General features: G+C 58.5%; 37 protein-coding genes. 8 read left to right on the top strand and 29 right to left on the bottom strand.

Annotated features, from left to right (window positions below):
• Positions 1 to 44: 44 nt before the first annotated feature.
• From ACJO3T_RS01565 to ACJO3T_RS01530, 8 genes are all read left to right on the top strand, one after another.
• Complete coding sequence (locus ACJO3T_RS01565) at positions 45 to 1,160, top strand: branched-chain amino acid ABC transporter substrate-binding protein (protein ID WP_406960837.1); 1,116 nt, start codon at positions 45 to 47, stop codon at positions 1,158 to 1,160.
• Between the two features lie 84 nt (positions 1,161 to 1,244).
• On the top strand, positions 1,245 to 2,171 hold the full coding sequence (gene livH / locus ACJO3T_RS01560; RefSeq protein ID WP_406960835.1) for a high-affinity branched-chain amino acid ABC transporter permease LivH: 927 nt from the start codon (positions 1,245 to 1,247) through the stop codon (positions 2,169 to 2,171).
• A complete protein-coding gene (locus tag ACJO3T_RS01555) occupies positions 2,171 to 3,442 on the top strand; it encodes a high-affinity branched-chain amino acid ABC transporter permease LivM (protein WP_406977612.1) in 1,272 nt (423 codons plus the stop codon). The genes livH and ACJO3T_RS01555 overlap by 1 nt, the downstream gene beginning before the upstream one ends.
• 3 nt (positions 3,443 to 3,445) lie before the next feature.
• Complete coding sequence (gene livG, locus ACJO3T_RS01550) at positions 3,446 to 4,201, top strand: high-affinity branched-chain amino acid ABC transporter ATP-binding protein LivG (RefSeq protein ID WP_406960831.1); 756 nt, start codon at positions 3,446 to 3,448, stop codon at positions 4,199 to 4,201.
• Positions 4,202 to 4,204: 3 nt separating this feature from the next.
• A complete protein-coding gene (locus ACJO3T_RS01545) occupies positions 4,205 to 4,906 on the top strand; it encodes an ABC transporter ATP-binding protein (RefSeq protein WP_406960829.1) in 702 nt (233 codons plus the stop codon).
• Positions 4,907 to 5,148: 242 nt separating this feature from the next.
• A complete protein-coding gene (locus tag ACJO3T_RS01540; protein ID WP_406960827.1) occupies positions 5,149 to 5,610 on the top strand; it encodes a DUF3015 domain-containing protein in 462 nt (153 codons plus the stop codon).
• A 98-nt stretch (positions 5,611 to 5,708) separates the two neighbouring features.
• Positions 5,709 to 7,592, top strand: coding sequence for an Lnb N-terminal periplasmic domain-containing protein (locus ACJO3T_RS01535; protein ID WP_406960825.1), 1,884 nt, complete (start codon positions 5,709 to 5,711; stop codon positions 7,590 to 7,592).
• Positions 7,562 to 8,431, top strand: a complete 870-nt coding sequence (locus ACJO3T_RS01530) for an alpha/beta hydrolase (RefSeq protein WP_406960824.1) — start codon at positions 7,562 to 7,564, stop codon at positions 8,429 to 8,431. The genes ACJO3T_RS01535 and ACJO3T_RS01530 overlap by 31 nt, the downstream gene beginning before the upstream one ends.
• 122 nt (positions 8,432 to 8,553) lie before the next feature.
• Here ACJO3T_RS01530 and rplQ read toward each other — a convergent pair whose 3' ends face one another.
• The 29 genes from rplQ to tuf form a co-directional block, all read right to left on the bottom strand.
• Positions 8,554 to 8,949: a 50S ribosomal protein L17 gene (gene rplQ / locus ACJO3T_RS01525; protein WP_406960822.1), complete on the bottom strand. Its 396-nt coding sequence runs from the start codon at positions 8,947 to 8,949 to the stop codon at positions 8,554 to 8,556.
• A gap of 37 nt (positions 8,950 to 8,986) precedes the next feature.
• Positions 8,987 to 9,991 carry a DNA-directed RNA polymerase subunit alpha gene (locus ACJO3T_RS01520; RefSeq protein WP_406960820.1) on the bottom strand — a complete coding sequence of 335 codons (1,005 nt, stop codon included), beginning with the start codon at positions 9,989 to 9,991 and terminating at the stop codon, positions 8,987 to 8,989.
• Between the two features lie 34 nt (positions 9,992 to 10,025).
• On the bottom strand, positions 10,026 to 10,646 hold the full coding sequence (rpsD, locus tag ACJO3T_RS01515; RefSeq protein ID WP_406960818.1) for a 30S ribosomal protein S4: 621 nt from the start codon (positions 10,644 to 10,646) through the stop codon (positions 10,026 to 10,028).
• 15 nt (positions 10,647 to 10,661) lie between these two features.
• Positions 10,662 to 11,051, bottom strand: a complete 390-nt coding sequence (gene rpsK / locus ACJO3T_RS01510; RefSeq protein ID WP_007153992.1) for a 30S ribosomal protein S11 — start codon at positions 11,049 to 11,051, stop codon at positions 10,662 to 10,664.
• 14 nt (positions 11,052 to 11,065) lie between these two features.
• Positions 11,066 to 11,422, bottom strand: coding sequence for a 30S ribosomal protein S13 (rpsM, locus tag ACJO3T_RS01505; protein WP_406960815.1), 357 nt, complete (start codon positions 11,420 to 11,422; stop codon positions 11,066 to 11,068).
• Between the two features lie 140 nt (positions 11,423 to 11,562).
• Positions 11,563 to 11,676: a 50S ribosomal protein L36 gene (gene rpmJ, locus ACJO3T_RS01500; RefSeq protein WP_004580765.1), complete on the bottom strand. Its 114-nt coding sequence runs from the start codon at positions 11,674 to 11,676 to the stop codon at positions 11,563 to 11,565.
• A 33-nt stretch (positions 11,677 to 11,709) separates the two neighbouring features.
• Complete coding sequence (secY, locus tag ACJO3T_RS01495) at positions 11,710 to 13,029, bottom strand: preprotein translocase subunit SecY (protein WP_328187374.1); 1,320 nt, start codon at positions 13,027 to 13,029, stop codon at positions 11,710 to 11,712.
• A gap of 17 nt (positions 13,030 to 13,046) precedes the next feature.
• Positions 13,047 to 13,481 carry a 50S ribosomal protein L15 gene (gene rplO, locus ACJO3T_RS01490; RefSeq protein ID WP_406960812.1) on the bottom strand — a complete coding sequence of 145 codons (435 nt, stop codon included), beginning with the start codon at positions 13,479 to 13,481 and terminating at the stop codon, positions 13,047 to 13,049.
• A 1-nt stretch (position 13,482) separates the two neighbouring features.
• Positions 13,483 to 13,668: a 50S ribosomal protein L30 gene (rpmD, locus tag ACJO3T_RS01485; protein ID WP_092016150.1), complete on the bottom strand. Its 186-nt coding sequence runs from the start codon at positions 13,666 to 13,668 to the stop codon at positions 13,483 to 13,485.
• 4 nt (positions 13,669 to 13,672) lie between these two features.
• Complete coding sequence (gene rpsE, locus ACJO3T_RS01480; RefSeq protein WP_328187370.1) at positions 13,673 to 14,173, bottom strand: 30S ribosomal protein S5; 501 nt, start codon at positions 14,171 to 14,173, stop codon at positions 13,673 to 13,675.
• Between the two features lie 12 nt (positions 14,174 to 14,185).
• Positions 14,186 to 14,533 (bottom strand): 50S ribosomal protein L18, encoded by a 348-nt coding sequence (gene rplR, locus ACJO3T_RS01475; RefSeq protein ID WP_328187369.1) that lies wholly within the window; start codon positions 14,531 to 14,533, stop codon positions 14,186 to 14,188.
• A gap of 9 nt (positions 14,534 to 14,542) precedes the next feature.
• Entirely contained in the window at positions 14,543 to 15,076 is a 534-nt protein-coding gene (gene rplF, locus ACJO3T_RS01470; RefSeq protein WP_328187367.1) for a 50S ribosomal protein L6, read from the bottom strand.
• Between the two features lie 9 nt (positions 15,077 to 15,085).
• Positions 15,086 to 15,478, bottom strand: coding sequence for a 30S ribosomal protein S8 (rpsH, locus tag ACJO3T_RS01465; protein WP_406960809.1), 393 nt, complete (start codon positions 15,476 to 15,478; stop codon positions 15,086 to 15,088).
• A gap of 85 nt (positions 15,479 to 15,563) precedes the next feature.
• Positions 15,564 to 15,869, bottom strand: a complete 306-nt coding sequence (gene rpsN / locus ACJO3T_RS01460; protein WP_406960807.1) for a 30S ribosomal protein S14 — start codon at positions 15,867 to 15,869, stop codon at positions 15,564 to 15,566.
• A 12-nt stretch (positions 15,870 to 15,881) separates the two neighbouring features.
• On the bottom strand, positions 15,882 to 16,421 hold the full coding sequence (gene rplE, locus ACJO3T_RS01455) for a 50S ribosomal protein L5 (protein ID WP_406960805.1): 540 nt from the start codon (positions 16,419 to 16,421) through the stop codon (positions 15,882 to 15,884).
• A gap of 14 nt (positions 16,422 to 16,435) precedes the next feature.
• Positions 16,436 to 16,756, bottom strand: coding sequence for a 50S ribosomal protein L24 (rplX, locus tag ACJO3T_RS01450; RefSeq protein ID WP_092016129.1), 321 nt, complete (start codon positions 16,754 to 16,756; stop codon positions 16,436 to 16,438).
• A 16-nt stretch (positions 16,757 to 16,772) separates the two neighbouring features.
• Complete coding sequence (rplN, locus tag ACJO3T_RS01445) at positions 16,773 to 17,141, bottom strand: 50S ribosomal protein L14 (protein ID WP_091854882.1); 369 nt, start codon at positions 17,139 to 17,141, stop codon at positions 16,773 to 16,775.
• A gap of 59 nt (positions 17,142 to 17,200) precedes the next feature.
• Complete coding sequence (gene rpsQ / locus ACJO3T_RS01440) at positions 17,201 to 17,467, bottom strand: 30S ribosomal protein S17 (protein ID WP_328187361.1); 267 nt, start codon at positions 17,465 to 17,467, stop codon at positions 17,201 to 17,203.
• A 1-nt stretch (position 17,468) separates the two neighbouring features.
• Positions 17,469 to 17,660: a 50S ribosomal protein L29 gene (gene rpmC, locus ACJO3T_RS01435; RefSeq protein WP_406960801.1), complete on the bottom strand. Its 192-nt coding sequence runs from the start codon at positions 17,658 to 17,660 to the stop codon at positions 17,469 to 17,471.
• Positions 17,660 to 18,073 (bottom strand): 50S ribosomal protein L16, encoded by a 414-nt coding sequence (gene rplP / locus ACJO3T_RS01430; protein WP_328187359.1) that lies wholly within the window; start codon positions 18,071 to 18,073, stop codon positions 17,660 to 17,662. Before rplP ends, rpmC begins: the two co-directional genes overlap by 1 nt.
• A 12-nt stretch (positions 18,074 to 18,085) precedes the next feature.
• On the bottom strand, positions 18,086 to 18,769 hold the full coding sequence (gene rpsC, locus ACJO3T_RS01425) for a 30S ribosomal protein S3 (protein ID WP_328187357.1): 684 nt from the start codon (positions 18,767 to 18,769) through the stop codon (positions 18,086 to 18,088).
• Positions 18,770 to 18,780: 11 nt separating this feature from the next.
• The gene (gene rplV / locus ACJO3T_RS01420; protein WP_248236470.1) at positions 18,781 to 19,113 is read right to left on the bottom strand and encodes a 50S ribosomal protein L22; all 333 of its coding nucleotides are present in this window, start codon (positions 19,111 to 19,113) and stop codon (positions 18,781 to 18,783) included.
• A gap of 17 nt (positions 19,114 to 19,130) precedes the next feature.
• Complete coding sequence (rpsS, locus tag ACJO3T_RS01415; RefSeq protein WP_406960797.1) at positions 19,131 to 19,406, bottom strand: 30S ribosomal protein S19; 276 nt, start codon at positions 19,404 to 19,406, stop codon at positions 19,131 to 19,133.
• Positions 19,407 to 19,429: 23 nt separating this feature from the next.
• The gene (gene rplB / locus ACJO3T_RS01410; protein WP_406960795.1) at positions 19,430 to 20,257 is read right to left on the bottom strand and encodes a 50S ribosomal protein L2; all 828 of its coding nucleotides are present in this window, start codon (positions 20,255 to 20,257) and stop codon (positions 19,430 to 19,432) included.
• Between the two features lie 17 nt (positions 20,258 to 20,274).
• Positions 20,275 to 20,568: a 50S ribosomal protein L23 gene (gene rplW, locus ACJO3T_RS01405; RefSeq protein ID WP_328187351.1), complete on the bottom strand. Its 294-nt coding sequence runs from the start codon at positions 20,566 to 20,568 to the stop codon at positions 20,275 to 20,277.
• A complete protein-coding gene (rplD, locus tag ACJO3T_RS01400) occupies positions 20,565 to 21,170 on the bottom strand; it encodes a 50S ribosomal protein L4 (RefSeq protein ID WP_328187350.1) in 606 nt (201 codons plus the stop codon). Before rplD ends, rplW begins: the two co-directional genes overlap by 4 nt.
• Before the next feature lie 11 nt (positions 21,171 to 21,181).
• Positions 21,182 to 21,820, bottom strand: coding sequence for a 50S ribosomal protein L3 (gene rplC / locus ACJO3T_RS01395; protein ID WP_406960792.1), 639 nt, complete (start codon positions 21,818 to 21,820; stop codon positions 21,182 to 21,184).
• 76 nt (positions 21,821 to 21,896) lie between these two features.
• Entirely contained in the window at positions 21,897 to 22,208 is a 312-nt protein-coding gene (rpsJ, locus tag ACJO3T_RS01390) for a 30S ribosomal protein S10 (RefSeq protein ID WP_004580743.1), read from the bottom strand.
• Between the two features lie 185 nt (positions 22,209 to 22,393).
• Positions 22,394 to 23,589: elongation factor Tu (tuf, locus tag ACJO3T_RS01385; protein WP_406960789.1), on the bottom strand; the 1,196-nt coding region annotated here is incomplete at its 5' end.

Genomic DNA, 23,589 nt, shown 5'->3' with positions numbered 1-23,589 from the left:
TTCGTTGTCAATAAAGAAGAAATCTAAACAGGCAGGAGCTTCCCATGATCAAGAATTTCACGAAACTCGCCCTGGCTACCGGCGTGTCCGCCGCACTGGCCCTCCCCGCTTCCGCACTGGCGGACATTCAGATTGGTATTGCCGGCCCCATGACCGGCCCTGTTGCCCAGTACGGCGACATGCAGTTCGCCGGCGCCCGCATGGCCATTGAGCAGATAAACGCCAATGGAGGTGTCGACGGCGAAATGCTCGAGGCCGTGGAAATGGACGATGTGTGCGACCCCAAACAGGCCGTTACCGTGGCCAACAGCATGGTCAATGACGGCGTCAGCTTTGTGGTGGGTCACCTGTGTTCCAGCTCGACCCAGCCCGCCTCCGACATTTACGAGGACGAAGGCATCCTGATGATCACCCCGGCCTCCACCAGTCCGGCCATCACCGAGCGCGGCTACGAACTGGTGTTCCGCACCATCGGCCTCGATAGCATGCAGGGGCCTGTGGCAGCCAACCACCTGATCTCCCTGGACCCACAACGGGTCGCCGTGGTTCACGACAAGCAGCAGTACGGTGAAGGTATTGCCACTGCCGTCCGCGACACCCTGGAAGATGCCGATGTCAATGTGGTCATGTTCGAAGGCATTACCGCCGGTGACAAGGACTTCTCCTCCCTGGTCACCAAGCTCAAGCAGGCGGATGTGGATTACGTCTACTACGGCGGCTACCACCCGGAATTGGGCCTGATCCTGCGCCAGGCACGCCAGGCAGACCTGGACGCCACCTTCATGGGGCCTGAGGGCGTCGGTAACAAGGACATCAACACCATTGCCGGCGACGCCGCCGAAGGCCTGCTGGTGACCCTGCCACCGAGCTTCGACGAGAAGGCGGAAAACCAGGAACTGGTCAAGGCGTTCGAAGAGAAGGGAGAGGATCCGTCCGGGCCCTTCGTACTGACCTCCTACACCGCGGTGCAACTGATTGCCGAGGGCATCGAGCAGGCCGGCTCCACCGACCCGTTCGAGGTGGCCGACGCCCTGCGCGAAGGCAGCTTTGAAACCCCCATCGGCACCGTCAGCTACGACGACAAGGGGGATATGGAATCCTTCGAGTTCGTCGTCTACGAATGGCACGCCGACGGCAGCAAGACTCCCGTTAACCAGTAACCCCCAAACCGAAGTGACCATGCCCCGGGTCTTGTCTGGCCCGGGGCTGCTTACCTGCGGTCAGGTTGGCGGAGAGTCCCACCCATGCAAGACCTGCTTTACTTCTGTCAGCAGTTGATCAATGGACTGACCATCGGCAGCACCTATGCCCTGATTGCCATCGGCTACACCATGGTTTATGGCATCATCGGCATGATCAACTTCGCCCACGGCGAGATTTACATGATTGGCGCCTACACCGCGCTGATCGCCATTACCGGCCTCGCCACGCTGGGCATCGCCTGGTTGCCACTGGTACTCCTGATAGCGCTGATCTGCGCGGTCATCGTGTCCAGCTCCATGGGCTGGGCGGTGGAACGGGTGGCCTACCGCCCGGTACGGGGACGGCACCGGCTGATCCCCCTGATTTCCGCTATCGGCATGTCCATCTTCCTGCAGAACTATGTGCACCTGGCCCAGGGTTCCCGGAACATCGGTTTTCCGGCGCTGATCGAAGGTGGCTTCCAGTTCGGCGGCGATGAGGATGGCTTCCAGATGTCCCTCTCGTGGATACAGATCACCATCTTCGTAACCACTTTTATCTGCATGACCGCCCTGTCCCTGTTTATCTCCCGCTCCCGGATCGGCCGGGCCTGTCGCGCGGTCTCCCAGGACCTGGGCATGGCCAACCTGCTGGGCATCGATACCAACCGGATCATTTCCGCCACCTTCGTCATCGGTGCCGCCCTGGCCGCCGTCGCGGGCCTGTTGCTGGGCATGTACTACGGCTCGGTGGACCCGCTGTTCGGTTTTATTGCCGGCCTTAAGGCCTTCACCGCCGCCGTCCTGGGTGGCATCGGCAGCATTCCCGGTGCCATGCTGGGCGGCCTGATCCTGGGCATTGCCGAAGCCATGACCTCCGGCTATCTCAGCGGTGAGTACAAGGACGTGATCTCATTCGGCCTGCTGATACTGATCCTGCTGTTCAAGCCCACCGGGCTGCTGGGCAAACCGGAAGTGGAGAAGATTTGATGGTCGCCCAGAACCTCCGACACGCACTGTTTTGCGCTGTGATCACCCTGATCATTGCCTGGCCCATCCTGGGCCTCAAACTGACCGCAGTAGGTACTGATATCACCGTGACCGGTGCCGGAACCTTTACCTGGGTTGCCGTGGCCGTGGCAGCGGTGGTCGTGTTCCTGTTCCAGCTCTTCCGGGACTCCATCATGGGACGTTTCAGCCAGGTTGCGGCGCTGAACCCCATGGCCAACCGTGAGCCCATGCCCCAGGAGAAGCGGGTCCGCCTGGAGAACATCGGTCTTGGCATCCTGATCGCCATCGCCCTGATCTGGCCCTTCTTTGTCTCCCGGGGCTCGGTGGACCTCGCCACCCTGGTACTGATCTACATCATGCTGGCCCTGGGCCTAAACGTGGTGGTGGGTCTGGCGGGCCTGCTGGACCTGGGTTATGTTGCCTTCTACGCGGTCGGCGCCTATACCTTTGCCCTGCTCTCCAACTACTGGGGCGTCTCGTTCTGGATGGCGTTGCCTATCGGCGCCCTGCTGGCGGCCCTGTTTGGCCTGATGCTGGGCTTCCCGGTACTGCGGTTACGGGGCGACTACCTGGCCATTGTCACCCTCGGCTTCGGCGAGATCATCCGCATCCTGCTGAACAACTGGACCAATGTGACCGGCGGCCCCAACGGCATCGGCGGGATTCCCGACCCCACACTGTTCGGCATGGAGTTCGGCCGCCGGGTCAAGGAAGAAGGCAATACCTCCTTCCACGAGACGTTTGGGATCGCCTACGCCGGTGAACACAAGGTGATCTTCCTGTACCTGATTGCGCTGGTACTGGCCATCTTCACCGCGTTTGTTATCCGCCGGCTGATGCGTATGCCCGTGGGCCGATCCTGGGAGGCACTTCGGGAAGACGAGATTGCCGCTCGCTCCCTGGGGCTCAGCCGCACCGCCGTCAAGCTTTCGGCATTTACCATCGGCGCTTTCTTCGCGGGCTTTGCCGGTACCGTCTTCGCCTCCAAGCAGGGCTTTATCAGCCCCGAATCGTTCGTATTCCTGGAATCGGCTATCATCCTGGCCATTGTGGTCCTGGGTGGCATGGGCTCGCAGATGGGCGTGATTCTGGCAGCCATCGCGGTGACCATCCTGCCGGAACTGGCCCGGGAATTCTCCGAGTACCGGATGCTGATTTTCGGGGCGGCCATGGTGCTGATGATGGTCTGGCGCCCCCAGGGCCTGCTTCCCATGCGACGCCGTCAAATCAAACTCCAGGCAGGAGCGTAGTCGATGCTTGAAGTACAGAACCTGTCGATGCGGTTTGGCGGCCTGCTGGCGGTGGATCAGGTGTCCCTGGATGTCCAGGAACGGGAAATCGTCTCCATTATCGGTCCTAACGGCGCCGGCAAGACCACCGTGTTCAACTGCATGAGCGGCTTTTACCGGCCCACCGGGGGCAAGATACTGCTTGATGGCCGGGAGATCCAGGGCAAGCCCGATCACCGGATTTCCCGGCTCGGGCTGGTACGGACCTTCCAGCATGTGCGCCTGTTCAGCCGCATGACGGTGGTGGAAAACCTGATGGTGGCGCAACACCGCCACCTGAACACCAACCTGCTGGCCGGTCTGATTGCCACCCCCAATTACCGCACCCGGGAACAGAAGGCCCTTGACCGGGCCGCCTACTGGCTCGAACGGGTTGGTCTGACGGCTCAGGCCAACCTCGAGGCCGGCAATCTGGCCTACGGCCAGCAACGGCGGCTGGAAATCGCCCGCTGCATGGTGACCGAACCGCGCCTGCTGATGCTGGACGAGCCCGCTGCCGGCCTCAACCCGGCGGAAACCCGGGAGCTGGACCAACTGATTATCAGCCTGAAGGAAGACTACAACGTATCCGTGGTCCTGATTGAACACGACATGAGCCTGGTCATGGGTATCTCCGACCGGATCAACGTCATCAGTCAGGGCCGCCCCCTGGCCAGTGGCACACCGGACGAGATCCGCCACAACGACGATGTCATCAAAGCCTACCTGGGAGAAGCCTGACCCATGCTGTTACTGGAAGATGTTCATACCCACTACGGCAAGATCGAGGCGCTCCATGGCGTATCCGTCGAGGTAAAAAAGGGGGAGATCGTATCGCTGATCGGCGCCAATGGTGCCGGCAAGACCACCCTGCTGATGACGGTCTGCGGCACGCCCCAGGCTACCTCGGGCCGGGTGCTGCTGGAAGGCCGGGACGTTACCCGGCTGCCCACGTCGGAAATCATGCGCTCCGGCATATCCATTGTACCGGAGGGCCGCCGGGTGTTCCCCGGCCTGACCGTGGCGGAGAACCTCCATATGGGCGGATTCTTCAACACCCGCGCCGAGAACGAGAGCAGCATCGATCATGTCTACCATTTGTTCCCGCGACTTAAGGAACGGGAACACCAGAGGGCCGGCACCATGTCCGGTGGCGAGCAGCAGATGCTGGCCATTGGCCGGGCCCTGATGAGCAAGCCGCGCCTGATGATCCTGGATGAGCCTTCCCTGGGTCTGGCGCCGCTGGTGATCAAACAGATCTTCGAGATTATCGGCCAGCTCAGGAATGAGGGCATCACCGTGTTCCTGGTGGAACAGAACGCCAACCAGGCGCTGCAGCTGGCGGACCGCGGCTATGTTCTGGAAACAGGCCGCATCCGACTGCATGACACCGGCGACAATCTGCTCGCCAATCCCGATGTGCAGGCGGCCTACCTTGGGGGTTGACCGAAGGAGTGTGATTTCTGTCGGGATATCAATGGACAAGCTTGGCCTTTGTGCGGTCTGAGCTATACTGGAGGGCAACGGTCAGGCTCTAGTGTCCTCCCGTTTGATTAATTCGCCGACCTACTACGTGAATTAATCAGACGGGACACTAAGACTTCGGTCAGGGTCCACCGTCTTACGGGAACCGGCAGATGGTTCCCCGTGGAAACGAGCGACGCAAAACGATAATCAAGGAGCAGAACATGAAAAAACTGATTGCAGGTGCCATCCTCCTCGGCGCATCCAGCATGGCCTTTGCACAGCCGGGCTGTGGTGTCGGTGCCATGGTCTTCAAGGGACAGTCCGGTATTGCACCTCACGTGCTGGCGGCCACTACCAATGGCATTTTCGGTAACCAGACCTTTGGCATGACCACCGGCACCCTGGGCTGTAACACCAACGCCTCCATCCAGTCCATGGCCATGTACATGGACAGCAACGTGGACAAGGTAGCCCGTGACATGTCCCGTGGTTCCGGTGAAAACCTGGAAACCCTGGCCGTCCTGCTGAACGTCGATGAAGCGGATCGTGGCGAGTTCTACCGCCTGCTGCAGGACAACTTCGCGACCATCTTCCCGAGTTCCGATACCACCTCCGACCAGGCCGTTGACGCCATTGTGGCGCTGCTGGAGCAGAACGACCGCCTGAGCAAGTACGTGGCCTGATACGTCCGTACTCACAGACAGCCCGCCCCTGTGGCGGGCTGTCACTATCCTGACCGGCAGCCTGTGCCGTCCCCTTCAGCCACAAGACCTGACATTTCATGCCAATCCGGACCGTTCCAGGCCTCTCTCTGGGGCTGCTGTTAAGTGCCTCGATCAACGTCCATGCAAACCCTCCGACACCGGACAACCTGGCCGATCTGGCAACAACCGATGCCTGGCTCACGCTGGGACACTACCATCCGGACACCCTGGGCTCCGGCCATACCAGCCAGGCGGATGACGACAGTTTCTTCTTCGCGGGGAATGGCAAGACCGACCCGGAAGCCGAGCTGCGGGCCACCATCGAAGCCATTAGCGCACCGGTCACCGGTGATGACAACAACCATGCCCGGTGCCGGTTTCCGGCCCGGGACACCTGGATACGCTCACACCTGGACCTGCCGGAGCCGGAGGTCGACTGTGAGGATTTCAGCAACTGGAAGGCTGAACTGAACACCCGGGCGGTCACCCTGGTCTTCGCCGCCTCTTACCTGAACAGCCCGTCCTCCATGTTCGGCCATACCTTCCTCCGGCTCGATCCGCCGAAAGAGGACGGTGAGACCAATCTTCTGCTGGCCAACACCATTTCCTACGCCGCCGATGCCGCTGAGCACGACAGCGAAATCCTGTTCGCCTATCGGGGCATTTTTGGCGGCTACCCCGGCATCACCACGGTACAACCCTATTACGAGATGGTCCGGGTCTATTCCGACATCGAGAACCGGGACCTCTGGGAGTACCGGCTCAACCTCACTCCCGATGAGGTAGACCAGATGCTGGCCCACACCTGGGAAGTGCAGGACCGCAATTTCGACTACTACTTCTTCGACGAGAACTGCGCCTACCGGCTATTGGCTCTGATCGATGTGGCCCGCCCCGGCACCCGACTTCTGGACGAAGTGAGTACCCACGCCATTCCGTCGGACACCATTCGCTGGGTGGTGGACCGGGACCTGGTGGCAGAGGTGACCTATCGGCCATCAGCCGCCACCCAGGTCAACTACGCCCTGGGCAAGCTGGACGGCGACGAAAAGCAGCTGGCCGCCGCCATCGCCAATGGCTATGTCCAGGTAGATGACACCGAAGTCCAGTCGCGGCCCCCCGCTTCCAGGGCGAAGATCCTCGATGCCACCTACGATTATGTCCGCCACCAGGTCCAGGAAGAAGGCTGGCCCCGGGATTTCGCCGCCCCCCTGTCCCATGATCTGCTGATGGCCCGCAGCCAGTTGACAGACCAGCCGTCCCTGGGGTCTCCCCGGGAACCGGAGGTCCGCGACGATCAGGGCCACGACACCATGAGACTGGGGCTCGCCGGCGGTTATACCGGCGACCGTCACTACGCCGAGCTGTCGCTACGCCCGGCCTATCATGATCTGCTTGACCCACCGGCGGGTTACCGCCCCGGTGCGCAACTCCAGTTCCTGCGACTGGACAGCCGGCTCTACAGCGACAACCAGGAGTTCCAGGTTGAGAAGCTGGTGGGCGTGGAGATCCGTTCACTGACGCCCAGGAATGCCTTCTTCAGTCCATTGTCATGGCAGGTGGGCTTTGGCGGTCGCCGCTCGGAACTTCCGGATGGTAACCGGATATTCACGCCCTACCTGGAGGGCGGTGCCGGTGGCACCTGGCGCCTGGGTGGTCAGTTGGAGGCCCTGGCGATCCTGACCGGAGACCTGGAGATCAGCAAGCATATCCACCGTGGCTACGACATGGCCCCCGGGCTGGACCTGTCGATGCTGCACCAGGGTGACCGCGTCAGCGTGATGACAGGCATTCGCAGCAAGGCCTGGATCGTCAGCGACCAGCATCGGGAGGACGACCTTTACCTTGAGGGGGCTTATCACCTGGGGCGGGATTACAGCATCAAGGCCTCCCTGTCCCGCAAACACCATTACGACCGGTACGAAACCCTATGGAAGCTCGGATTCCACGCCTACTTCTGATTGCCCCCCTGACCTGCCTTGGACTACTCCTGGGCGGGTGCACCAGCCTGTTCTTTTTCCCGGACCAACAGGTATACATCACCCCAGACCGGCTGGAACTCACCTATGAGGATGTCTGGATCGACACCCCGGATGGCGAAACCCTGCATGCCTGGTGGTTGCCAGCCGAGGGAGACCCCCAGGGTCACGTCTATTTTCTTCATGGCAATGCCCAGAACATCAGCAGCCATATCCTCAACGTCGCCTGGCTGCCTGAGGCCGGCTATAACGTCCTGTTGCTGGACTACCGGGGGTACGGCCAGTCAACCGGCGCCCCGGACCTGGAGGGCGCCCTGCACGACGTAGAGACCGGCCTGCGATGGCTGGACCGAAAGAAAGAGACCGAGGAACTGCCCGTATACCTTTTGGGCCAGAGCCTGGGGGGCGCCCTCGCCATCACCCTGGCCAGCGAATGGGTACCAAGGGGAGAACAGCCGCCACTGACAGCGGTTATGGTGGATAGCACCTTTTCCGGTTTCCGGGCCATCGCGCGGGAAAAGCTGGATGGTTTCTGGCTGACCTGGCCGTTCCAGATCCCCCTGAGCTGGACCGTGACCGACGGCTATGAAGGCGTGGACCTGATCGGACGTATCAGCCCTGTGCCCGTGCTGGTGATCCACAGCGTCCGGGATGGCGTCATTCCTTTCCACCATGGCACGGAGCTCTATGATGCCGCCGAGAAGCCCAAGGACTTCCTGGGCACCGATATGCCCCATGCAGGCACCTTCATGCTACCGGAGTACCAGGAGGCGGTTCTCCACTTCATGGAAGGCGCCGCTAACCGCCAGGGGGAACGTTGATCAGGTAACCTTCCTTCAGGCAGGCCACACCCCACATCGGACTGCGACCCAGTCACTTCCAGTCCATAAAAAAAGCCGGAGGCCTCTCGGCCCCCGGCTTTTCCGGACCTGACAACGAAAACTTACTCGTCGTCGTCCATCTCTTCGGCTTCGAGGTCCACAGGGCGGCCGACCAGCTCTACAAATGCCATGGGGGCATTGTCGCCAGCGCGGAAACCGCACTTGAGGATCCGCAGGTAGCCACCCGGACGCTCGCTGTAACGCGGGCCCAGTTCGTCGAACAGCTTGGCCACGACTTCGTCGTTACGAAGACGGGCAAAGGCCAGACGACGGTTGGCAACCGAATCTTGCTTGGAAAGCGTGATCAACGGCTCCGCTACCCGGCGAAGTTCCTTCGCTTTCGGGAGCGTCGTCTTGATCAGCTCGTGTTCAACCAGTGACGCAGTCATGTTACGGAACATGGCCTTGCGATGCGCACTGGTCCTGTTGAACTTACGACCACTCTTACGATGACGCATTGCTCTGATTCCTTACCTTAAACTACCAATACGGCGATCAACCGCCCAGAACCCGGTCGTCACCACGAAGGCTTGCCGGCGGCCAGTTGTCAAGACGCATACCCAGGGACAGGCCGCGGGAGGCCAGCACGTCCTTGATTTCGGTAAGCGACTTTTTACCCAGGTTAGGCGTCTTCAGCAGTTCTACTTCTGTCCGCTGGATAAGATCGCCGATGTAGTAAATGTTCTCTGCTTTGAGGCAGTTGGCTGAACGGACCGTCAGCTCCAGATCATCCACCGGACGCAGCAGGATGGGATCGATTTCTTCCTCTTCCTCTACGTTCTCCGGCTCTTTCTCATGATCGAAGTCGACAAACACGGCCAGCTGCTGCTGGAGGATGGTGGCGGCCCGGCGAATGGCTTCTTCCGGGTCGATGGTACCATTGGTCTCCAGATCAATAACCAGCTTGTCCAGGTCGGTACGCTGCTCAACACGGGCACTTTCGACCGCGTAGGCAACACGACGTACCGGGCTGAACGTGGCGTCCAGCTGCAGGCGTCCAATGGCACGGGTCTCATCCTCGTCAAGACCGCGCTGATCAGCGGGCTCGTAACCGCGGCCACGGGCCACCTTCAGACGCATGTTCACTTCACCCTTCTCGCTCAGGTGACAGATCACATGATCCGGGTTGGTGACCTCCACATCGTGGTCCAGCGCGATATCGCCGGCAGTCACAACGCCTGCGCCCTTCTTGCTGAGGGTCACCTCAGCTTCGTCACGCCCGCCCATCTTCAAGGCAACGCCCTTGAGGTTCAGAAGAATCTCAATGACGTCCTCCTGGACACCCTCAATGGCACTGTACTCGTGCAGCACACCGTCGATCTGCGCTTCGGTGATCGCACAGCCCGGCATTGAGGACAAAAGGATACGACGCAGGGCACTGCCCAGGGTATGACCGAAGCCACGTTCGAGCGGCTCCAGGGTCACCTTGGCGCGAGTGGTGCTCAGTTCCTTCACGTCAATGGTACGAGGTGTCAATAACTCATGTACTGAACGCTGCATAGACGCCCCTATCTGCTCTCGTTGCTAATGGACTTTACTTGGAGTAAAGCTCGACGATGAGGTTCTCGTTGATGTCCGACGACAGCTCGGTACGCTCAGGTACCGTCTTGAAGGTGCCGGTCATCTTGTTGGCGTCAACCTCGACCCACTCCACCGGGGCACGACTTGCAGACAGTTCCAGGGCGCCTTTAACGCGCAGCTGGTTCTTTGCCTTCTCACGGATGCTCACCACGTCGCCAGGACGAACCTGGTAGGACGGAATGTTCACCGGCTTGTCGTTCACCAGAACCGCCTTGTGGGATACCAACTGACGTGCTTCGGCGCGGGTAGAGCCAAAGCCCATGCGGTAAACCACGTTGTCGAGACGGGCTTCCAGCAGTTGCAGCAGGTTCTCGCCGGTAGCGCCCTTCAGACGGGCCGCTTCCTTGTAGTAATTGCGGAACTGCTTCTCCAGTACGCCGTAGATACGACGGACTTTCTGTTTTTCGCGGAGCTGTACGCCATATTCGGACAGACGGCCACGACGGGCGCCGTGCATGCCCGGCGGCTGTTCGATGTTGCACTTGGAATCCAGTGCGCGAACACCACTTTTCAGGAAAAGATCTGTCCCCTCACGGCGAGACAGCTTACATTTCGGACCTATGTAACGTGCCATATCTCACTGTCTCCTTTAAACGCGGCGCTTCTTGGGCGGACGACAGCCGTTATGGGGAATCGGCGTCACATCAGTAATGTTCGTAATCTTGTAGCCGCACGCATTGAGCGCACGAACTGCAGATTCACGTCCGGGCCCGGGACCCTTAACCTCTACGTCCAGGTTTTTAAGGCCGTATTCAGCAGCCGCATTACCGGCTCTTTCAGCTGCTACCTGCGCAGCAAAAGGTGTGCTCTTGCGTGAACCACGGAAACCGGAACCACCGGAGGTGGCCCAGGACAGGACGTTGCCCTGACGGTCGGAAATGGTCACGATAGTGTTGTTGAAGGACGCGTGGATGTGCGCGACGCCATCAACAACCGTCTTTTTCACCTTTTTACGGGTACGTGTACCTGGCTTTGCCATGTTTGCCTACCTGTTTACTTTCGAATCGGTTTGCGAGGACCTTTACGGGTGCGCGCGTTGGTCTTGGTGCGCTGGCCACGAACCGGAAGGCCGTGACGATGACGCAGACCACGGTGGCAACCGAGATCCTTCAAACGCTTGATGTTCATCTGAACTTCGCGACGCAGATCACCTTCAACGGTCAGCTTGCCAACTTCTGTACGAAGCGACTCCACTTGATCGTCGGTCAGGTCCTTGATCTTGGCGTCCTGCTGGACACCGGCTGCATCACAAAGCTTCTGGGCTGCTGTCTTGCCAACACCGAAGATGTAGGTCAGCGAGATAACAGCATGTTTGTTGTCGGGTATATTGACACCGGCTATACGTGCCATTCAGATTACTCCGCGTTCAAAGCTTTGCTGTGTGAATTTTCCGCCACAAAAAGGGCGCGAAATAATAGCGCTTGACCCCGTACGGAGTCAAGCGCTATCAGTCAAGCCCTGTGCGTAACCAGGTTCGATTCCGGGAAGAATCAACCCTGGCGCTGCTTGTGACGAGGCTCCGTGCAGATGACCCGAACCGAGCCATTGCGACGAATTACTTTGCAGTTACGGCAAATTTTCTTTACCGAAGCGCGTACTTTCATTGTCGACTCCAGATTTCAAGGGGGGCTGACGGATCAGCCCCGGCCATAGCCCTTGAGGTTGGACTTCTTCATCAGTGATTCATACTGATGGGACATCAGGTGAGACTGCACCTGGGCCATGAAATCCATTACCACGACTACCACAATCAGCAACGACGTACCGCCCAGATAGAACGGAACATTACCTGCCACCATCAACAACTGCGGGAACAGGGATACCGCTGCAATATACATCGCACCGAAGAGCGTCAGGCGTGTCAGCACGCCATCGATATACTTGGCGGTCTGCTCACCCGGACGGATACCCGGTATAAAGGCACCGGACCGCTTCAGGTTGTCAGCCACTTCCCTCGGATTGTACATCAGCGCTGTGTAGAAGAAGCAGAAGAACACCACTGCTGCCGCAAACAGGATAATGTACAACGGCTGGCTCGGCGCCAGGGCCTGGGACAGTGAGCTCAGCCACTCCATGCCTTCACCCTGACCGAACCACTGCCCCAGGGATGCCGGGAACAGCAGGATGGACGAGGCGAAGATGGGCGGAATCACACCGGCCATGTTCACTTTCAGGGGCAGATGGCTCGACTGCTGGGCAAACACCCGACGCCCCTGCTGTCGCTTCGCATAGTTGATGGTCAGGCGACGCTGACCCCGCTCCATGAACACCACGAAGCCAACCACCGCGACCGCGAGTACGCCGATGGCAAGTACCACCAACAGGCTCATCTCACCACTGCGGGCCTGCTCCAGGGTCTGCCCGATTGCACCGGGCAGTCCGGCGACGATACCGGCGAAGATCAGCAGCGAAATGCCGTTGCCAATACCACGCTCGGTGATCTGCTCACCCAGCCACATCATGAACACCGCACCAGCCACAAACGAGGTCACGGCCACGAAGTGGAAGCTGAAGCTGTCGTTGAAGGTGACACCCTGGGACGCCAGCCCCATGGAAATACCCATACCCTGCACCAGGGCCAGCAGTACGGTGCCGTAGCGTGTGTACTGGCTGATCTTGCGGCGTCCGGATTCACCCTCTTTCTTGAGCTGCTCAAGCTTCGGGCTCACCGCGGTCATCAACTGCATGATGATGGACGCCGAGATGTAAGGCATGATGCCGAGGGCGAGAATACTCATCCGCTCAAGCGCACCACCGGAAAACATATTGAACAGACTCAGGATGGTGCCCTGATTCTGATCAAACAGTGCTGCCAGGCGATCCGGATTGATTCCCGGGACGGGAATATGCGCGCCGATCCGGTAGATCAGCAGCGCCAGGACCACAAACCAGAGCCGCGAACGCAGCTCTGCCAGTCCTTTTCCCGCGCCCGCAGGCATTGATGATGTCTTGGCCATGCAGTCCTCGACTCGCCTTATTCTTCGATTTTGCCACCCGCGGCAGTGATTGCCTCACGAGCGCCCTTGGTCACCTTCAGACCCTTGACGGTCACCGGACGGGTCAGCTCCCCGGACAGAATGACTCGGGCCGCACGGATTTCCTCACGGATCACGTCGGCTTTCTTCAGGGCTTCCAGATCAGCGACATCGCCGTCGACCTTGGCCAGCTCGTTGAGCCGGATCTCAGCCACGTAACGCTGCTGACGGGAAGTGAAACCAAACTTCGGCAGACGACGGGCCAGCGGCTGCTGACCGCCCTCGAAACCGGGCGCAACGGAGCCACCGGAACGGGCCTTCAGACCCTTGTGACCACGGCCGGCGGTCTTGCCCAGACCGCTACCGATACCGCGACCAACGCGCTTGGCGGCCGGGCGTGAACCCGGTTCCGGACTAAGTTCGTTCAGACGCATCTTAGTTCTCCTCCACCCGTACCAGGTAGTTTACCCGGTTGATCATGCCGCGAATGGACGGAGTGTCCTCTACTTCGACGGTATGACCGATTTTACGAAGACCCAGACCCTTGACGCACAACTTGTGCTTGGGCTGACAGCTAATCGGGCTGCGGGTCAGTGTAACCTTGATTGTCTTGTTCGCCATGACTTCAACCCAGAATATCTTCCACGGTCTTGCCGCGCTTGGCTGCAACGTCTTCAGGCGCTTGCATGGCCTGGAGACCCTTGATGGTGGAACGTACCACGTTCACCGGGTTGGTGGACCCGTAACACTTGGACAGTACGTTCTGGACACCTGCCACTTCCAGTACCGCACGCATCGCACCACCGGCGATGATACCGGTACCCTCGGAAGCCGGCTGCATGTAGACCTTGGAGCCGCCATGCTGTGCCTTCACCGGATACTGCAGAGTGTTGCCGTCGAGGGCAACGTCCACCATGTTTTTGCGCGCAGCTTCCATGGCCTTCTGGATGGCAACCGGAACTTCCCGGGCCTTACCACGACCGAAGCCGACACGACCTTTGCCGTCACCCACCACGGTCAGTGCGGTAAAGGCAAAGATACGACCGCCCTTAACCACCTTGGCTACGCGGTTAACCTGAACCAGCTTTTCCTGGAGCTCAGGCGCCTTCTGTTCGTTAACGCTCATCTTCTCCACCTCTTAGAATTGCAAGCCAGCTTCACGGGCGGCGTCGGCCAGGGCCTGGACACGGCCATGGTAACGGTAGCCGGACCGGTCAAAAGCGACCTTTTCGACACCAGCAGCCTTGGCACGCTCAGCGATCAGCTGGCCCACCTTCTTGGCTGCGTCCACATTACCCGTAGCACCCTGACGCAGGTCTTTGTCCAGCGTCGAGGCAGAAGCGATAACCTTGCTGCCGTCTGCGGTGGTGACCTGGGCATACATGTGCCGCGGTGTACGATGTACACAGAGGCGGTCAGTGCCCAGTTTACGGATCTTCATGCGCACCTTACGTGCGCGACGCAATCTTTCAGTATTCGCGCTCATAGTCCCGCCTTATTTCTTCTTGGCTTCTTTGCGTCTGACCTGCTCGTCCGAGTAACGAACACCCTTGCCCTTATAAGGCTCGGGCGGACGGAACGCGCGAACTTCAGCAGCGACCTGGCCAACCTGTTGCTTGTCGATCCCGCGGATAACAACCTCCGTGTTGGACGGAGTTTCAGCGGTGATCCCCTCGGGCAGTTCGTACTCAACCGGGTGGGAGAAACCCAGAGTCAGGTTGAGCTTCTTGCCCTGCGCCTGCGCCCGGTAACCAACGCCGGTCAGGTTGAGCCTACGCTCGAACCCGGTGGAGACGCCGGTAACCATGTTGTTAACCAGCGCACGGGTCGTACCAGCAAGAGCGCGGGACTGTTTGGCACCATCACGGGGAGCAAAGCGCAGTACGTTCTCTTCCTGCGTTACTTCCACCGCCTGGTGAATGGTGAAATCAAGCGCTCCCTTGGAGCCCTTTACGTTAATTTCCTGTCCGTTCAGCTTAACCTCAACACCGGAAGGCAGCACGACAGGATTATTGGCAACCCTGGACATGTCTTTCTCCTAAAATACGGTGCAGATGACTTCGCCACCAACGCCGGCAGCACGCGCAGCGCGGTCGGTCATAACGCCCTTGGACGTAGACACGATAGCGACCCCAAGACCACCTGCCACCTTCGGCAGGGAACCAGCACCGTTGTACTGGCGCAGGCTGGGACGGCTGGCACGCTGAATTTCCTCAATTACCGGCTTACCGCCGAAGTATCTGAGGGTGATGGTCAGTTCCGGCTTGGCATCAGCTGAGACGGAAAAATCCTCGACATAGCCTTCGTCCTTCAGGACCTGGGCTACTGAGACCTTCATTTTGGAAGATGGCATGGCCACGTCGGCCTTCTGTGCCATCTGTGCATTACGGATACGGGTAAACATATCCGCAAGCGTGTCTTGCATACTCATTGGTATGAGGCTCCTGATCTTTTTAGTTGTGCAGCGGCTTGCCGCACCGCTTACCAACGATCACCGCGATGACTCGCGGTGACACTTACCAGCTTGACTTGGTCAGGCCCGGAACATCGCCACGCATGCCGTGCTCACGGAGTTTGATCCGTGAAAGCTCGAACTTGCGCAGGACGCCATGGGGACGACCGGTAACCTGGCAACGATTGCGAAGACGTGAGGGGCTGGCATCACGAGGAAGCTTCTGCAGCTTCATCTGTGCGTCCCAACGCTCTTCATCGCTGGTATTCGGGTTCTTGATAATCGCCTTGAGCTCGGCGCGCTTGGCAGCGTACTTCTCTACCGTCTTTTCGCGCTTGAGCTCACGGTTCTTCATGGAAACCTTTGCCATGTCACTCGTTCCTTATTTCTTGAACGGAAAGCCAAAGGCTTTCAACAGTTCGCGGCCTTCATCATCGGTTTCAGCAGTAGTGGTGATGGTGATGTCCAGACCCCGGATCTTATCGGCCTTGTCGTAGTCGATTTCCGGGAAGATGATCTGCTCACGCACACCCATGCTGTAGTTTCCACGACCATCGAAGGACTTCGGGTTCAGACCGCGGAAGTCACGAACGCGAGGAATCGCGATGTGAACCAGGCGATCAAAGAAGTCCCACATGCGCTCACCGCGCAGGGTCACCTTACAACCGATGGGCCAACCTTCACGGATCTTGAAGCCGGCAACAGACTTGCGTGCCTTGGTCACAACAGGCTTCTGGCCTGCCAGACGCTCCAGATCTGCTACGGCGTTCTCGATCAGCTTTTTGTCGCCAACCGCTTCGCCCACACCCATGTTAAGGGTGATCTTTTCGATACGCGGAACCTGCATCGGGTTCTTGTAGCTGAACTCCTTCTGCAGAGCCGGTACCACTTCCTTACCGTATTGCTCTTTCATGTTAAGCATCGTAACCACCACCCTTACTGGTTATCGACAGCTTCATTCGTGGACTTGAAGATCCGCACTTTGGCGCCGTCTTCCTTGATCTGGAAGCCTACGCGATCGGCCTTGCCGGTCTGCGGATTAAAAATAGCCACGTTGGAAGCCTGAATAGGCGCTTCTTTCTCGACGATGCCACCCGGGGTACCCAGCATCGGGTTGGGCTTGGTGTGCTTCTTCATCATGTTGATGCCAGAAACCACCACGCGACCGTCGTCCTGAACTTTCAGGACCTTGCCGCGCTTGCCTTTGTCTTTACCCGTGGTCACGATGACTTCGTCATCTCGTTTGATCTTTTTCATAACCGGCCTCTAGTCCTTACAGTACTTCGGGTGCCAGTGAGATAATTTTCATAAACTTCTCGTTACGCAGTTCGCGGGTTACCGGCCCGAAGATACGGGTACCGATTGGCGCGTCCTGGTTGTTAAGAAGTACTGCCGCGTTACCGTCAAAGCGGATCAGCGATCCGTCAGGACGACGTACGCCCTTGCGGGTCCGTACAACAACAGCGTTGAGGACCTGGCCCTTCTTCACCTTACCGCGGGGGATGGCTTCCTTGACGGTTACCTTGATGATATCCCCCACCCTGGCATAACGCCGGTGTGAACCGCCCAGGACCTTGATGCACTGCACTTGACGCGCGCCACTGTTGTCCGCGACTTCAAGCATTGTTTGAGTCTGAATCATGGTTATTCTCCAGCAGAAACCACTTTTGCAGTTTCGACAAGACTCCCCGTCCGGGCGAGTTACACCTTGGAAGCGCGTTCGGTGACTTCAACCAGAGCCCAGCTTTTGGTCTTGGAGACCGGGCGGGTTTCCTGGATGGTTACCAGATCACCGATATTGCACTCGTTCTGTTCGTCATGAGCCTGGATCTTGGTGGAGCGCTTTACGTACTTGCCGTAAAGCGGGTGCTTCACCTGACGCTCCACCAGAACAACAATGGATTTCTCCGCCTTGTTGCTCACGACCTTGCCGCTAAGGGTTCTGGCAGTTTTGGTAGCTTCAGTCATGTTACTGTCCTGCCTTTTCGTTCAATACTGTTTTCACGCGAGCAATGTCGCGCTTCACCTTGCCGAGAAGGTGACTCTGATTCAGCTGACCTGTCGCCTTGCGCATACGCAGGTTGAACTGCTCCTTCAGGAGGTCGATCAGCTCTTTGTTCAGCTCGTCGACTGACTTCTCACGCAGCTCTGTTGCTTTCATCACATCACCGTCCTCGTTACAAAGGTGGTCTGAACGGGCAGCTTGGCGGCGGCCAGAGTGAACGCGTCACGCGCCACTTCTTCGGGTACCCCTTCCATTTCGTACAACATACGACCTGGCTGGATTTCCGCTACCCAGTACTCGACAGAACCCTTACCTTTACCCATACGTACTTCAAGCGGCTTGCTGGAAATCGGCTTGTCCGGGAACACCCGAATCCAGATTTTTCCACCCCGCTTGATCCGACGCGTCATGGTACGACGGGCCGCCTCAATCTGGCGTGCCGTTATACGTCCACGAGTGGTCGCCTTCAATCCGTATTCACCGAAGCTCACCTTGTTGGCGCGGTGAGCAAGACCGGTGTTACGGCCTTTCATTACCTTACGGAATTTGGTGCGTTTTGGCTGCAGCATACGAGTGCCCCTTTACTTGGAACCTTTCTTGCGAGAGGCATTCTTGTTGGCCTGGACCTCTTCCATACCACCAAGAATCTCACCCTTGAAGATCCATACCTTTACGCCGATGATGCCGTAGGTGGTCTTCGCTTCGTAGGTGGCGTAATCAATGTCTGCACGCAGGGTGTGCAGCGGAACGCGACCTTCACGGTACCACTCGGAACGGGCAATTTCGGCTCCCCCGAGACGACCGCCAACCTGGATCTTGATACCCTTGGCGCCCTGGCGCATGGCGTTCTGCACCGCGCGCTTCATGGCGCGACGGAACATCACACGACGCTCGAGCTGACCGGCAACGTTCTGCGCTACCAGCTTGGCATCCAGATCCGGCTTGCGGACTTCCTCGATGTTGATGTGCACGGGCACGCCCATCAGCTCGCCAACTTCGCGACGCAGACGGTCAACATCTTCACCCTTCTTACCGATAACAATACCGGGACGGGCGGTATGGATCGTGATACGGGCATTCTGAGCAGGGCGCTCGATCACGATCTTGCTGACTGACGCCTTTTCAAGACGCTTTTCCAGGAATGTGCGAACCTGAATATCATTCAGCAGCTTGTTCGCATAGTCCTTCTTCTCGGCATACCAGACGGAGTTGTGCTCTTTGACAACCCCCAGCCGGATACCGGTCGGATTTACTTTATGACCCATCTGAGCATCTCCTACTTGTCGGCGACCTTGACGGTGATATGACAGGTGCGCTTCAAAATCCGGTCAGCGCGCCCCTTGGCTCGAGCTTTAATCCGCTTGAGCGTCGGACCTTCATCCACCATGATGGTGGAAACCCGCAGATCATCTACGTCCAGACCTTCGTTGTGCTCAGCGTTGGCAATGGCGGACTCAAGAGCTTTCTTGATGATCACCGATGCCTTCTTCGGGCTGAAAGTCAGAATGTTCAGGGCGTCCTCAACCGCCTTGCCACGTACCTGGTCAGCGACAAGACGCGCTTTCTGAGCAGAGAGGCGAGCGCCCTTGTACTTGGCTGCTACTTCCATTTCGTTTCCCCTCACAATCAGCGTTTAGCTTTCTTGTCGGCTGCATGACCACGGTAAGTCCGCGTTGCCGCGAACTCGCCCAGCTTGTGACCAACCATATCTTCGGTCACGTAGACGGGCACGTGTTGCTTGCCGTTGTGGACAGCGATGGTCAAACCAACGAACTCCGGAAAGATCGTGGAACGACGGGACCAGGTCTTGATCGGCCGCTTGTCGTTCGCTTCCAGAGCTGCTTCGACCTTCTTCATCAGATGCAGGTCTATAAAAGGACCTTTCTTCAAAGAACGTGGCACAGCAATTACCTCTATGTAGTCGTTTACTTGGCCGAACGACGACGTACTATCATCTTGTCAGTACGCTTGTTCTTACGAGTCTTATGCCCTTTGGTCGGAACACCCCACGGAGTAACCGGGTGACGTCCGCCAGAGGTACGCCCTTCACCACCACCATGCGGGTGGTCAACTGGGTTCATAGCAACACCACGTACTGTTGGCCGTTTGCCGCGCCAACGTGATGCACCCGCTTTACCAAGCTGCTTGAGGCTGTGCTCGCTGTTGGATACTTCACCCAGCGTTGCACGGCATTCCACAAGCACCTTACGCATTTCACCTGAGCGCAGGCGGATGGTGGCATAAGCCCCTTCCCTTGCGACCAGCTGTACGGATGCGCCCGCGGAGCGAGCCAGCTGGGCACCTTTGCCAGGCTTGAGTTCGACGCAGTGGATCACGGAACCGACCGGAATGTTCCGGAGCGGCAGCGTGGAGCCCACCTTGATCGGCGCGTCGATACCGGAGCGCACAGGGTCACCGATGCTCATACCCTTGGGAGCGATAATGTAGCGACGCTCGCCATCGGCATACTTCAGCAATGCGATGTGCGCGGAGCGGTTCGGGTCGTATTCCAGGCGCTCAATGACCGCCGGAATACCGTCCTTGTTCCGCTTGAAATCAATGACACGGTAGTGCTTCTTGTGTCCACCACCAACGTGACGGGTGGTGATCCGTCCGAAATGGTTACGACCACCGGACTTACTCAGTGTCTCAACCAACGGCTCGTAGGGGCGCCCCTTGTGCAGGTCCGGGTTGTAAAGCTTTACAACGTGACGGCGTCCGGCAGATGTTGGTTTGGTTTTGACGATCGGCATATTACGACCCCTTTACCTTATTCCACATCCAGAAAATCGATGTCCTGACCTTCCGCCAGCTTTACATAAGCCTTGCGAATGTCATCGCGCTTGCCGAACCCGCGGATAGTGCGCTTGAGCTTACCCTTACGGTTCAGAACCTGAACACCTTCGACGGTGACGTTGAACAGTTGCTCAACGGCTTTCTTGATCTCCGGCTTGGTCGCATCAGGCGCTACTCGAAAGACCACCTGGTTATGCTCTGCCACCAGAGACGCTTTCTCTGATACGTGCGGTCCCAGCAGGACCTTGTAGATACGTTCCTGATTCATCCCAGCATCTCCTCGATCTTCTTAAGAGCCGGAACGGTAACCACAACCTTCTCAAAGGCAACCAGGCTTACCGGATCAAGGCCTGCAACGTCACGCACGTCAACGTGCGGGATGTTACGGGACGCCAGATGAAGGTTCTGCTCTACATTCTCGGCAAGGATCAGGGCATTGCTGACGCCCAGATCCTTCAGCTTCTCGTTGAACGCCTTGGTCTTGGGGCTGTCGACGTTGATGTCATCAACCAGGACCAGACGCTCCTGACGAACCAGCTCGGAAAAGATGGACTGCAGCGCGGCCCGGTACATTTTCCGGTTCACTTTCTGCTCGTAGCTCTGGGGCTTGGCAGCGAAGGTTACGCCACCGGAGCGCCAGATCGGGCTACGGATGGTACCTGCACGAGCACGGCCGGTCCCCTTCTGGCGCCAGGGCTTCTTGCCACCACCACTGACTTCAGAACGGGTTTTCTGAGCGCGGGTACCCTGACGACCACCAGCCATGTAGGCGGTGACGACCTGGTGAACCAGCGACTCGTTGAATTCTTTGGCGAACGCGGCGTCGGAAACAGAGATCCCCTGGCCGCTACCTGTAATTGTCAATTCCATCGCACCGCTCCTCAGGCTTTAACTGCAGGCTTGATGATCACGTCGCCACCGGTAGCACCGGGAACAGCGCCACGGACCAGCAGCAGATTGCGCTCGGCGTCTACACGGACCACTTCCAGGTTCTGGGTAGTGACCTGCTTGTTGCCCATCTGACCGGCCATCTTCTTGCCCTTGAATACCTTGCCCGGGGTCTGGTTCTGACCAATGGAACCCGGAGCACGGTGGGACAGGGAGTTACCGTGAGTGGCATCCTGCATGGAGAAGTTCCAGCGCTTCACGCCACCCTGGAAGCCCTTACCCTTGGACTGGGACGTAGCGTCAATCATCTGGCCATCTTCGAAGACGGAGACGTTGATCTCGCCACCGGCCTGCAGGTCGTCGCCTTCACCATCGGCAAGACGGAACTCCCACAGACCACGACCGGCCTCAACACCCGCTTTCGCGTAATGACCAGCCTGAGCCTTGGTTACCCGGGAGGGACGACGGTTGCCGACAGTCACCTGGACTGCACGATAGCCATCGCTTTCGAGGGTTTTCAGTTGGGTAATGCGGTTGGCTTCAACCTCGATTACCGTTACGGGCACTGCCTGCCCGTCTTCCGTAAAAATACGGGTCATCCCGGCCTTACGGCCGACTACACCAATTGCCATGTTTCACCTCTATAGTGTACGGGGCTTGCACCCTCTATGGCCTTAGGACAGTTACACTGACCAATACCGGGCGGTACTAGCCGAGGCTGATCTGAACGTCTACACCCGCTGCCAGATCCAGCTTCATCAGAGCATCTACTGTCTTTTCCGTCGGCTCGACAATGTCGAGCAAACGCTTATGAGTACGGATTTCGTACTGATCGCGCGCGTCCTTGTTGACGTGCGGGGAAATCAGAACGGTGTACTTTTCCTTCCGCGTCGGCAGAGGGATAGGTCCACGCACCTGGGCGCCGGTCCGCTTGGCGGTATCGACGATCTCCTGCGTGGACTGGTCGATCAGGCGGTAATCAAACGCCTTCAACCGGATTCGAATCTTTTGGCTTTGCATGATGCACCAAACTCCACTCGTAGCAGCTACTGTTAGCCGACCTTCAAAAAAAGGAGCCGCATTGTATGCAGAATACCCAGCAGTGTCAAGCAGCTATATGGCCGCCCGGCATTGCTGGACATACGTACTTGCGGAACAGAAAAAGGGGCTGCAAAGCAGCCCCTTTTTCGGATCATCGGAGCGACTTACTCGACGATCTTGGAGACCACGCCGGCACCAACGGTACGGCCACCTTCGCGAATCGCGAAGCGCAGACCATCTTCCATGGCGATCGGAGCGATCAGGGTCACAGACATTTTCACGTTGTCACCCGGCATTACCATCTCTACGCCTTCCGGCAGCTCACAGGAGCCAGTCACGTCAGTGGTCCGGAAGTAGAACTGAGGACGATAGCCCTTGAAGAACGGAGTATGACGACCACCCTCGTCCTTGCTCAGCACGTACACTTCGCACTCGAACTTGGTGTGCGGAGTGATGGAACCCGGCACCGCCAGTACCTGACCACGCTCAACGTCGTCACGCTTGGTACCACGCAGCAGCGCACCAATGTTCTCACCGGCACGACCTTCGTCCAGCAGCTTGCGGAACATCTCAACACCGGTAACGGTGGTCTTGACGGTATCCTTGATACCTACAATTTCCACTTCGTCGCCAGTCTTGACAATACCACGCTCAACACGGCCGGTCACAACGGTACCACGACCGGAGATGGAGAAGACGTCCTCGATCGGCATCAGGAACGGCTGATCGATGGCACGCTCCGGCTCCGGCAGGTAGTCGTCCAGGGCTTCTACCAGCTTCTTCACAGCGGTAGTACCCATCTCGTTGTCATCCTTGCCTTCCAGCGCCATCAGCGCGGAACCGGTGATGATCGGAGTGTCGTCACCCGGGAAGTCGTACTGGCTCAGCAGGTCGCGAACTTCCATCTCGACCAGCTCCAGCAGCTCCTCGTCATCCACCATGTCAGCCTTGTTCAGGAAGACCACGATGTAAGGAACGCCAACCTGACGGGACAGCAGGATGTGCTCACGGGTCTGCGGCATGGGGCCGTCAGCCGCGGAACATACCAGGATCGCACCGTCCATCTGCGCCGCACCAGTGATCATGTTCTTCACATAGTCAGCGTGGCCCGGGCAATCTACGTGCGCATAGTGACGGTTCGGGGAATCATACTCAACGTGAGACGTCGCGATGGTGATACCACGCGCCTTCTCTTCCGGAGCGTTATCGATCTGGTCGAATGCGCTGGCAGAACCTGTACCCCACACTTCGTGACATACGCGAGTCAGTGCCGCCGTCAGAGTGGTCTTACCATGGTCCACGTGACCAATGGTGCCCACGTTCAGGTGCGGTTTATTACGTTCAAATTTCTCTTTAGACA

It is taken from the genome of Marinobacter shunpengi, from assembly GCF_045449715.1.
Taxonomy (GTDB): domain Bacteria; phylum Pseudomonadota; class Gammaproteobacteria; order Pseudomonadales; family Oleiphilaceae; genus Marinobacter.
This window is presented reverse-complemented; position numbering and strand designations above follow the sequence as displayed.

What these genes read in the sequence shown, in the direction of transcription:
- rplP (WP_328187359.1), bottom strand. Translation starts at nt 18,073, where the DNA reads ATGCTGCAGCCAAAACGCACCAAATTCCGTAAGGTAATGAAAGGCCGT.
- rplX (WP_092016129.1), bottom strand. Translation starts at nt 16,756, where the DNA reads ATGAAAAAGATCAAACGAGATGACGAAGTCATCGTGACCACGGGTAAA.
- ACJO3T_RS01555 (WP_406977612.1), top strand. Translation starts at nt 2,171, where the DNA reads ATGGTCGCCCAGAACCTCCGACACGCACTGTTTTGCGCTGTGATCACC.
- rplW (WP_328187351.1), bottom strand. Translation starts at nt 20,568, where the DNA reads ATGAATCAGGAACGTATCTACAAGGTCCTGCTGGGACCGCACGTATCA.
- rplR (WP_328187369.1), bottom strand. Translation starts at nt 14,533, where the DNA reads ATGAGCGCGAATACTGAAAGATTGCGTCGCGCACGTAAGGTGCGCATG.
- rpsM (WP_406960815.1), bottom strand. Translation starts at nt 11,422, where the DNA reads ATGGCACGTATAGCCGGTGTCAATATACCCGACAACAAACATGCTGTT.
- rpsE (WP_328187370.1), bottom strand. Translation starts at nt 14,173, where the DNA reads ATGAGCGTTAACGAACAGAAGGCGCCTGAGCTCCAGGAAAAGCTGGTT.
- rpmD (WP_092016150.1), bottom strand. Translation starts at nt 13,668, where the DNA reads ATGGCGAACAAGACAATCAAGGTTACACTGACCCGCAGCCCGATTAGC.
- rplV (WP_248236470.1), bottom strand. Translation starts at nt 19,113, where the DNA reads ATGGAAGTAGCAGCCAAGTACAAGGGCGCTCGCCTCTCTGCTCAGAAA.
- ACJO3T_RS01540 (WP_406960827.1), top strand. Translation starts at nt 5,149, where the DNA reads ATGAAAAAACTGATTGCAGGTGCCATCCTCCTCGGCGCATCCAGCATG.
- rplE (WP_406960805.1), bottom strand. Translation starts at nt 16,421, where the DNA reads ATGCTTAACATGAAAGAGCAATACGGTAAGGAAGTGGTACCGGCTCTG.
- rpsH (WP_406960809.1), bottom strand. Translation starts at nt 15,478, where the DNA reads ATGAGTATGCAAGACACGCTTGCGGATATGTTTACCCGTATCCGTAAT.
- rpsQ (WP_328187361.1), bottom strand. Translation starts at nt 17,467, where the DNA reads ATGACTGAAGCTACCAAAACTGCCAGAACCCTTAGCGGCAAGGTCGTG.
- livH (WP_406960835.1), top strand. Translation starts at nt 1,245, where the DNA reads ATGCAAGACCTGCTTTACTTCTGTCAGCAGTTGATCAATGGACTGACC.
- ACJO3T_RS01545 (WP_406960829.1), top strand. Translation starts at nt 4,205, where the DNA reads ATGCTGTTACTGGAAGATGTTCATACCCACTACGGCAAGATCGAGGCG.
- rplQ (WP_406960822.1), bottom strand. Translation starts at nt 8,949, where the DNA reads ATGCGTCATCGTAAGAGTGGTCGTAAGTTCAACAGGACCAGTGCGCAT.
- rpmC (WP_406960801.1), bottom strand. Translation starts at nt 17,660, where the DNA reads ATGAAAGCAACAGAGCTGCGTGAGAAGTCAGTCGACGAGCTGAACAAA.
- secY (WP_328187374.1), bottom strand. Translation starts at nt 13,029, where the DNA reads ATGGCCAAGACATCATCAATGCCTGCGGGCGCGGGAAAAGGACTGGCA.
- rpsN (WP_406960807.1), bottom strand. Translation starts at nt 15,869, where the DNA reads ATGGCAAAGGTTTCCATGAAGAACCGTGAGCTCAAGCGCGAAAAGACG.
- ACJO3T_RS01535 (WP_406960825.1), top strand. Translation starts at nt 5,709, where the DNA reads ATGCCAATCCGGACCGTTCCAGGCCTCTCTCTGGGGCTGCTGTTAAGT.
- rplO (WP_406960812.1), bottom strand. Translation starts at nt 13,481, where the DNA reads ATGCGTCTGAACGAACTTAGTCCGGAACCGGGTTCACGCCCGGCCGCC.
- rpmJ (WP_004580765.1), bottom strand. Translation starts at nt 11,676, where the DNA reads ATGAAAGTACGCGCTTCGGTAAAGAAAATTTGCCGTAACTGCAAAGTA.
- rplB (WP_406960795.1), bottom strand. Translation starts at nt 20,257, where the DNA reads ATGCCGATCGTCAAAACCAAACCAACATCTGCCGGACGCCGTCACGTT.
- rplD (WP_328187350.1), bottom strand. Translation starts at nt 21,170, where the DNA reads ATGGAATTGACAATTACAGGTAGCGGCCAGGGGATCTCTGTTTCCGAC.
- rplF (WP_328187367.1), bottom strand. Translation starts at nt 15,076, where the DNA reads ATGTCCAGGGTTGCCAATAATCCTGTCGTGCTGCCTTCCGGTGTTGAG.
- ACJO3T_RS01520 (WP_406960820.1), bottom strand. Translation starts at nt 9,991, where the DNA reads ATGCAGCGTTCAGTACATGAGTTATTGACACCTCGTACCATTGACGTG.
- rpsD (WP_406960818.1), bottom strand. Translation starts at nt 10,646, where the DNA reads ATGGCACGTTACATAGGTCCGAAATGTAAGCTGTCTCGCCGTGAGGGG.
- livG (WP_406960831.1), top strand. Translation starts at nt 3,446, where the DNA reads ATGCTTGAAGTACAGAACCTGTCGATGCGGTTTGGCGGCCTGCTGGCG.
- rplC (WP_406960792.1), bottom strand. Translation starts at nt 21,820, where the DNA reads ATGGCAATTGGTGTAGTCGGCCGTAAGGCCGGGATGACCCGTATTTTT.
- rplN (WP_091854882.1), bottom strand. Translation starts at nt 17,141, where the DNA reads ATGATTCAGACTCAAACAATGCTTGAAGTCGCGGACAACAGTGGCGCG.
- rpsJ (WP_004580743.1), bottom strand. Translation starts at nt 22,208, where the DNA reads ATGCAAAGCCAAAAGATTCGAATCCGGTTGAAGGCGTTTGATTACCGC.
- ACJO3T_RS01530 (WP_406960824.1), top strand. Translation starts at nt 7,562, where the DNA reads ATGGAAGCTCGGATTCCACGCCTACTTCTGATTGCCCCCCTGACCTGC.
- rpsK (WP_007153992.1), bottom strand. Translation starts at nt 11,051, where the DNA reads ATGGCAAAGCCAGGTACACGTACCCGTAAAAAGGTGAAAAAGACGGTT.
- rpsC (WP_328187357.1), bottom strand. Translation starts at nt 18,769, where the DNA reads ATGGGTCATAAAGTAAATCCGACCGGTATCCGGCTGGGGGTTGTCAAA.
- ACJO3T_RS01565 (WP_406960837.1), top strand. Translation starts at nt 45, where the DNA reads ATGATCAAGAATTTCACGAAACTCGCCCTGGCTACCGGCGTGTCCGCC.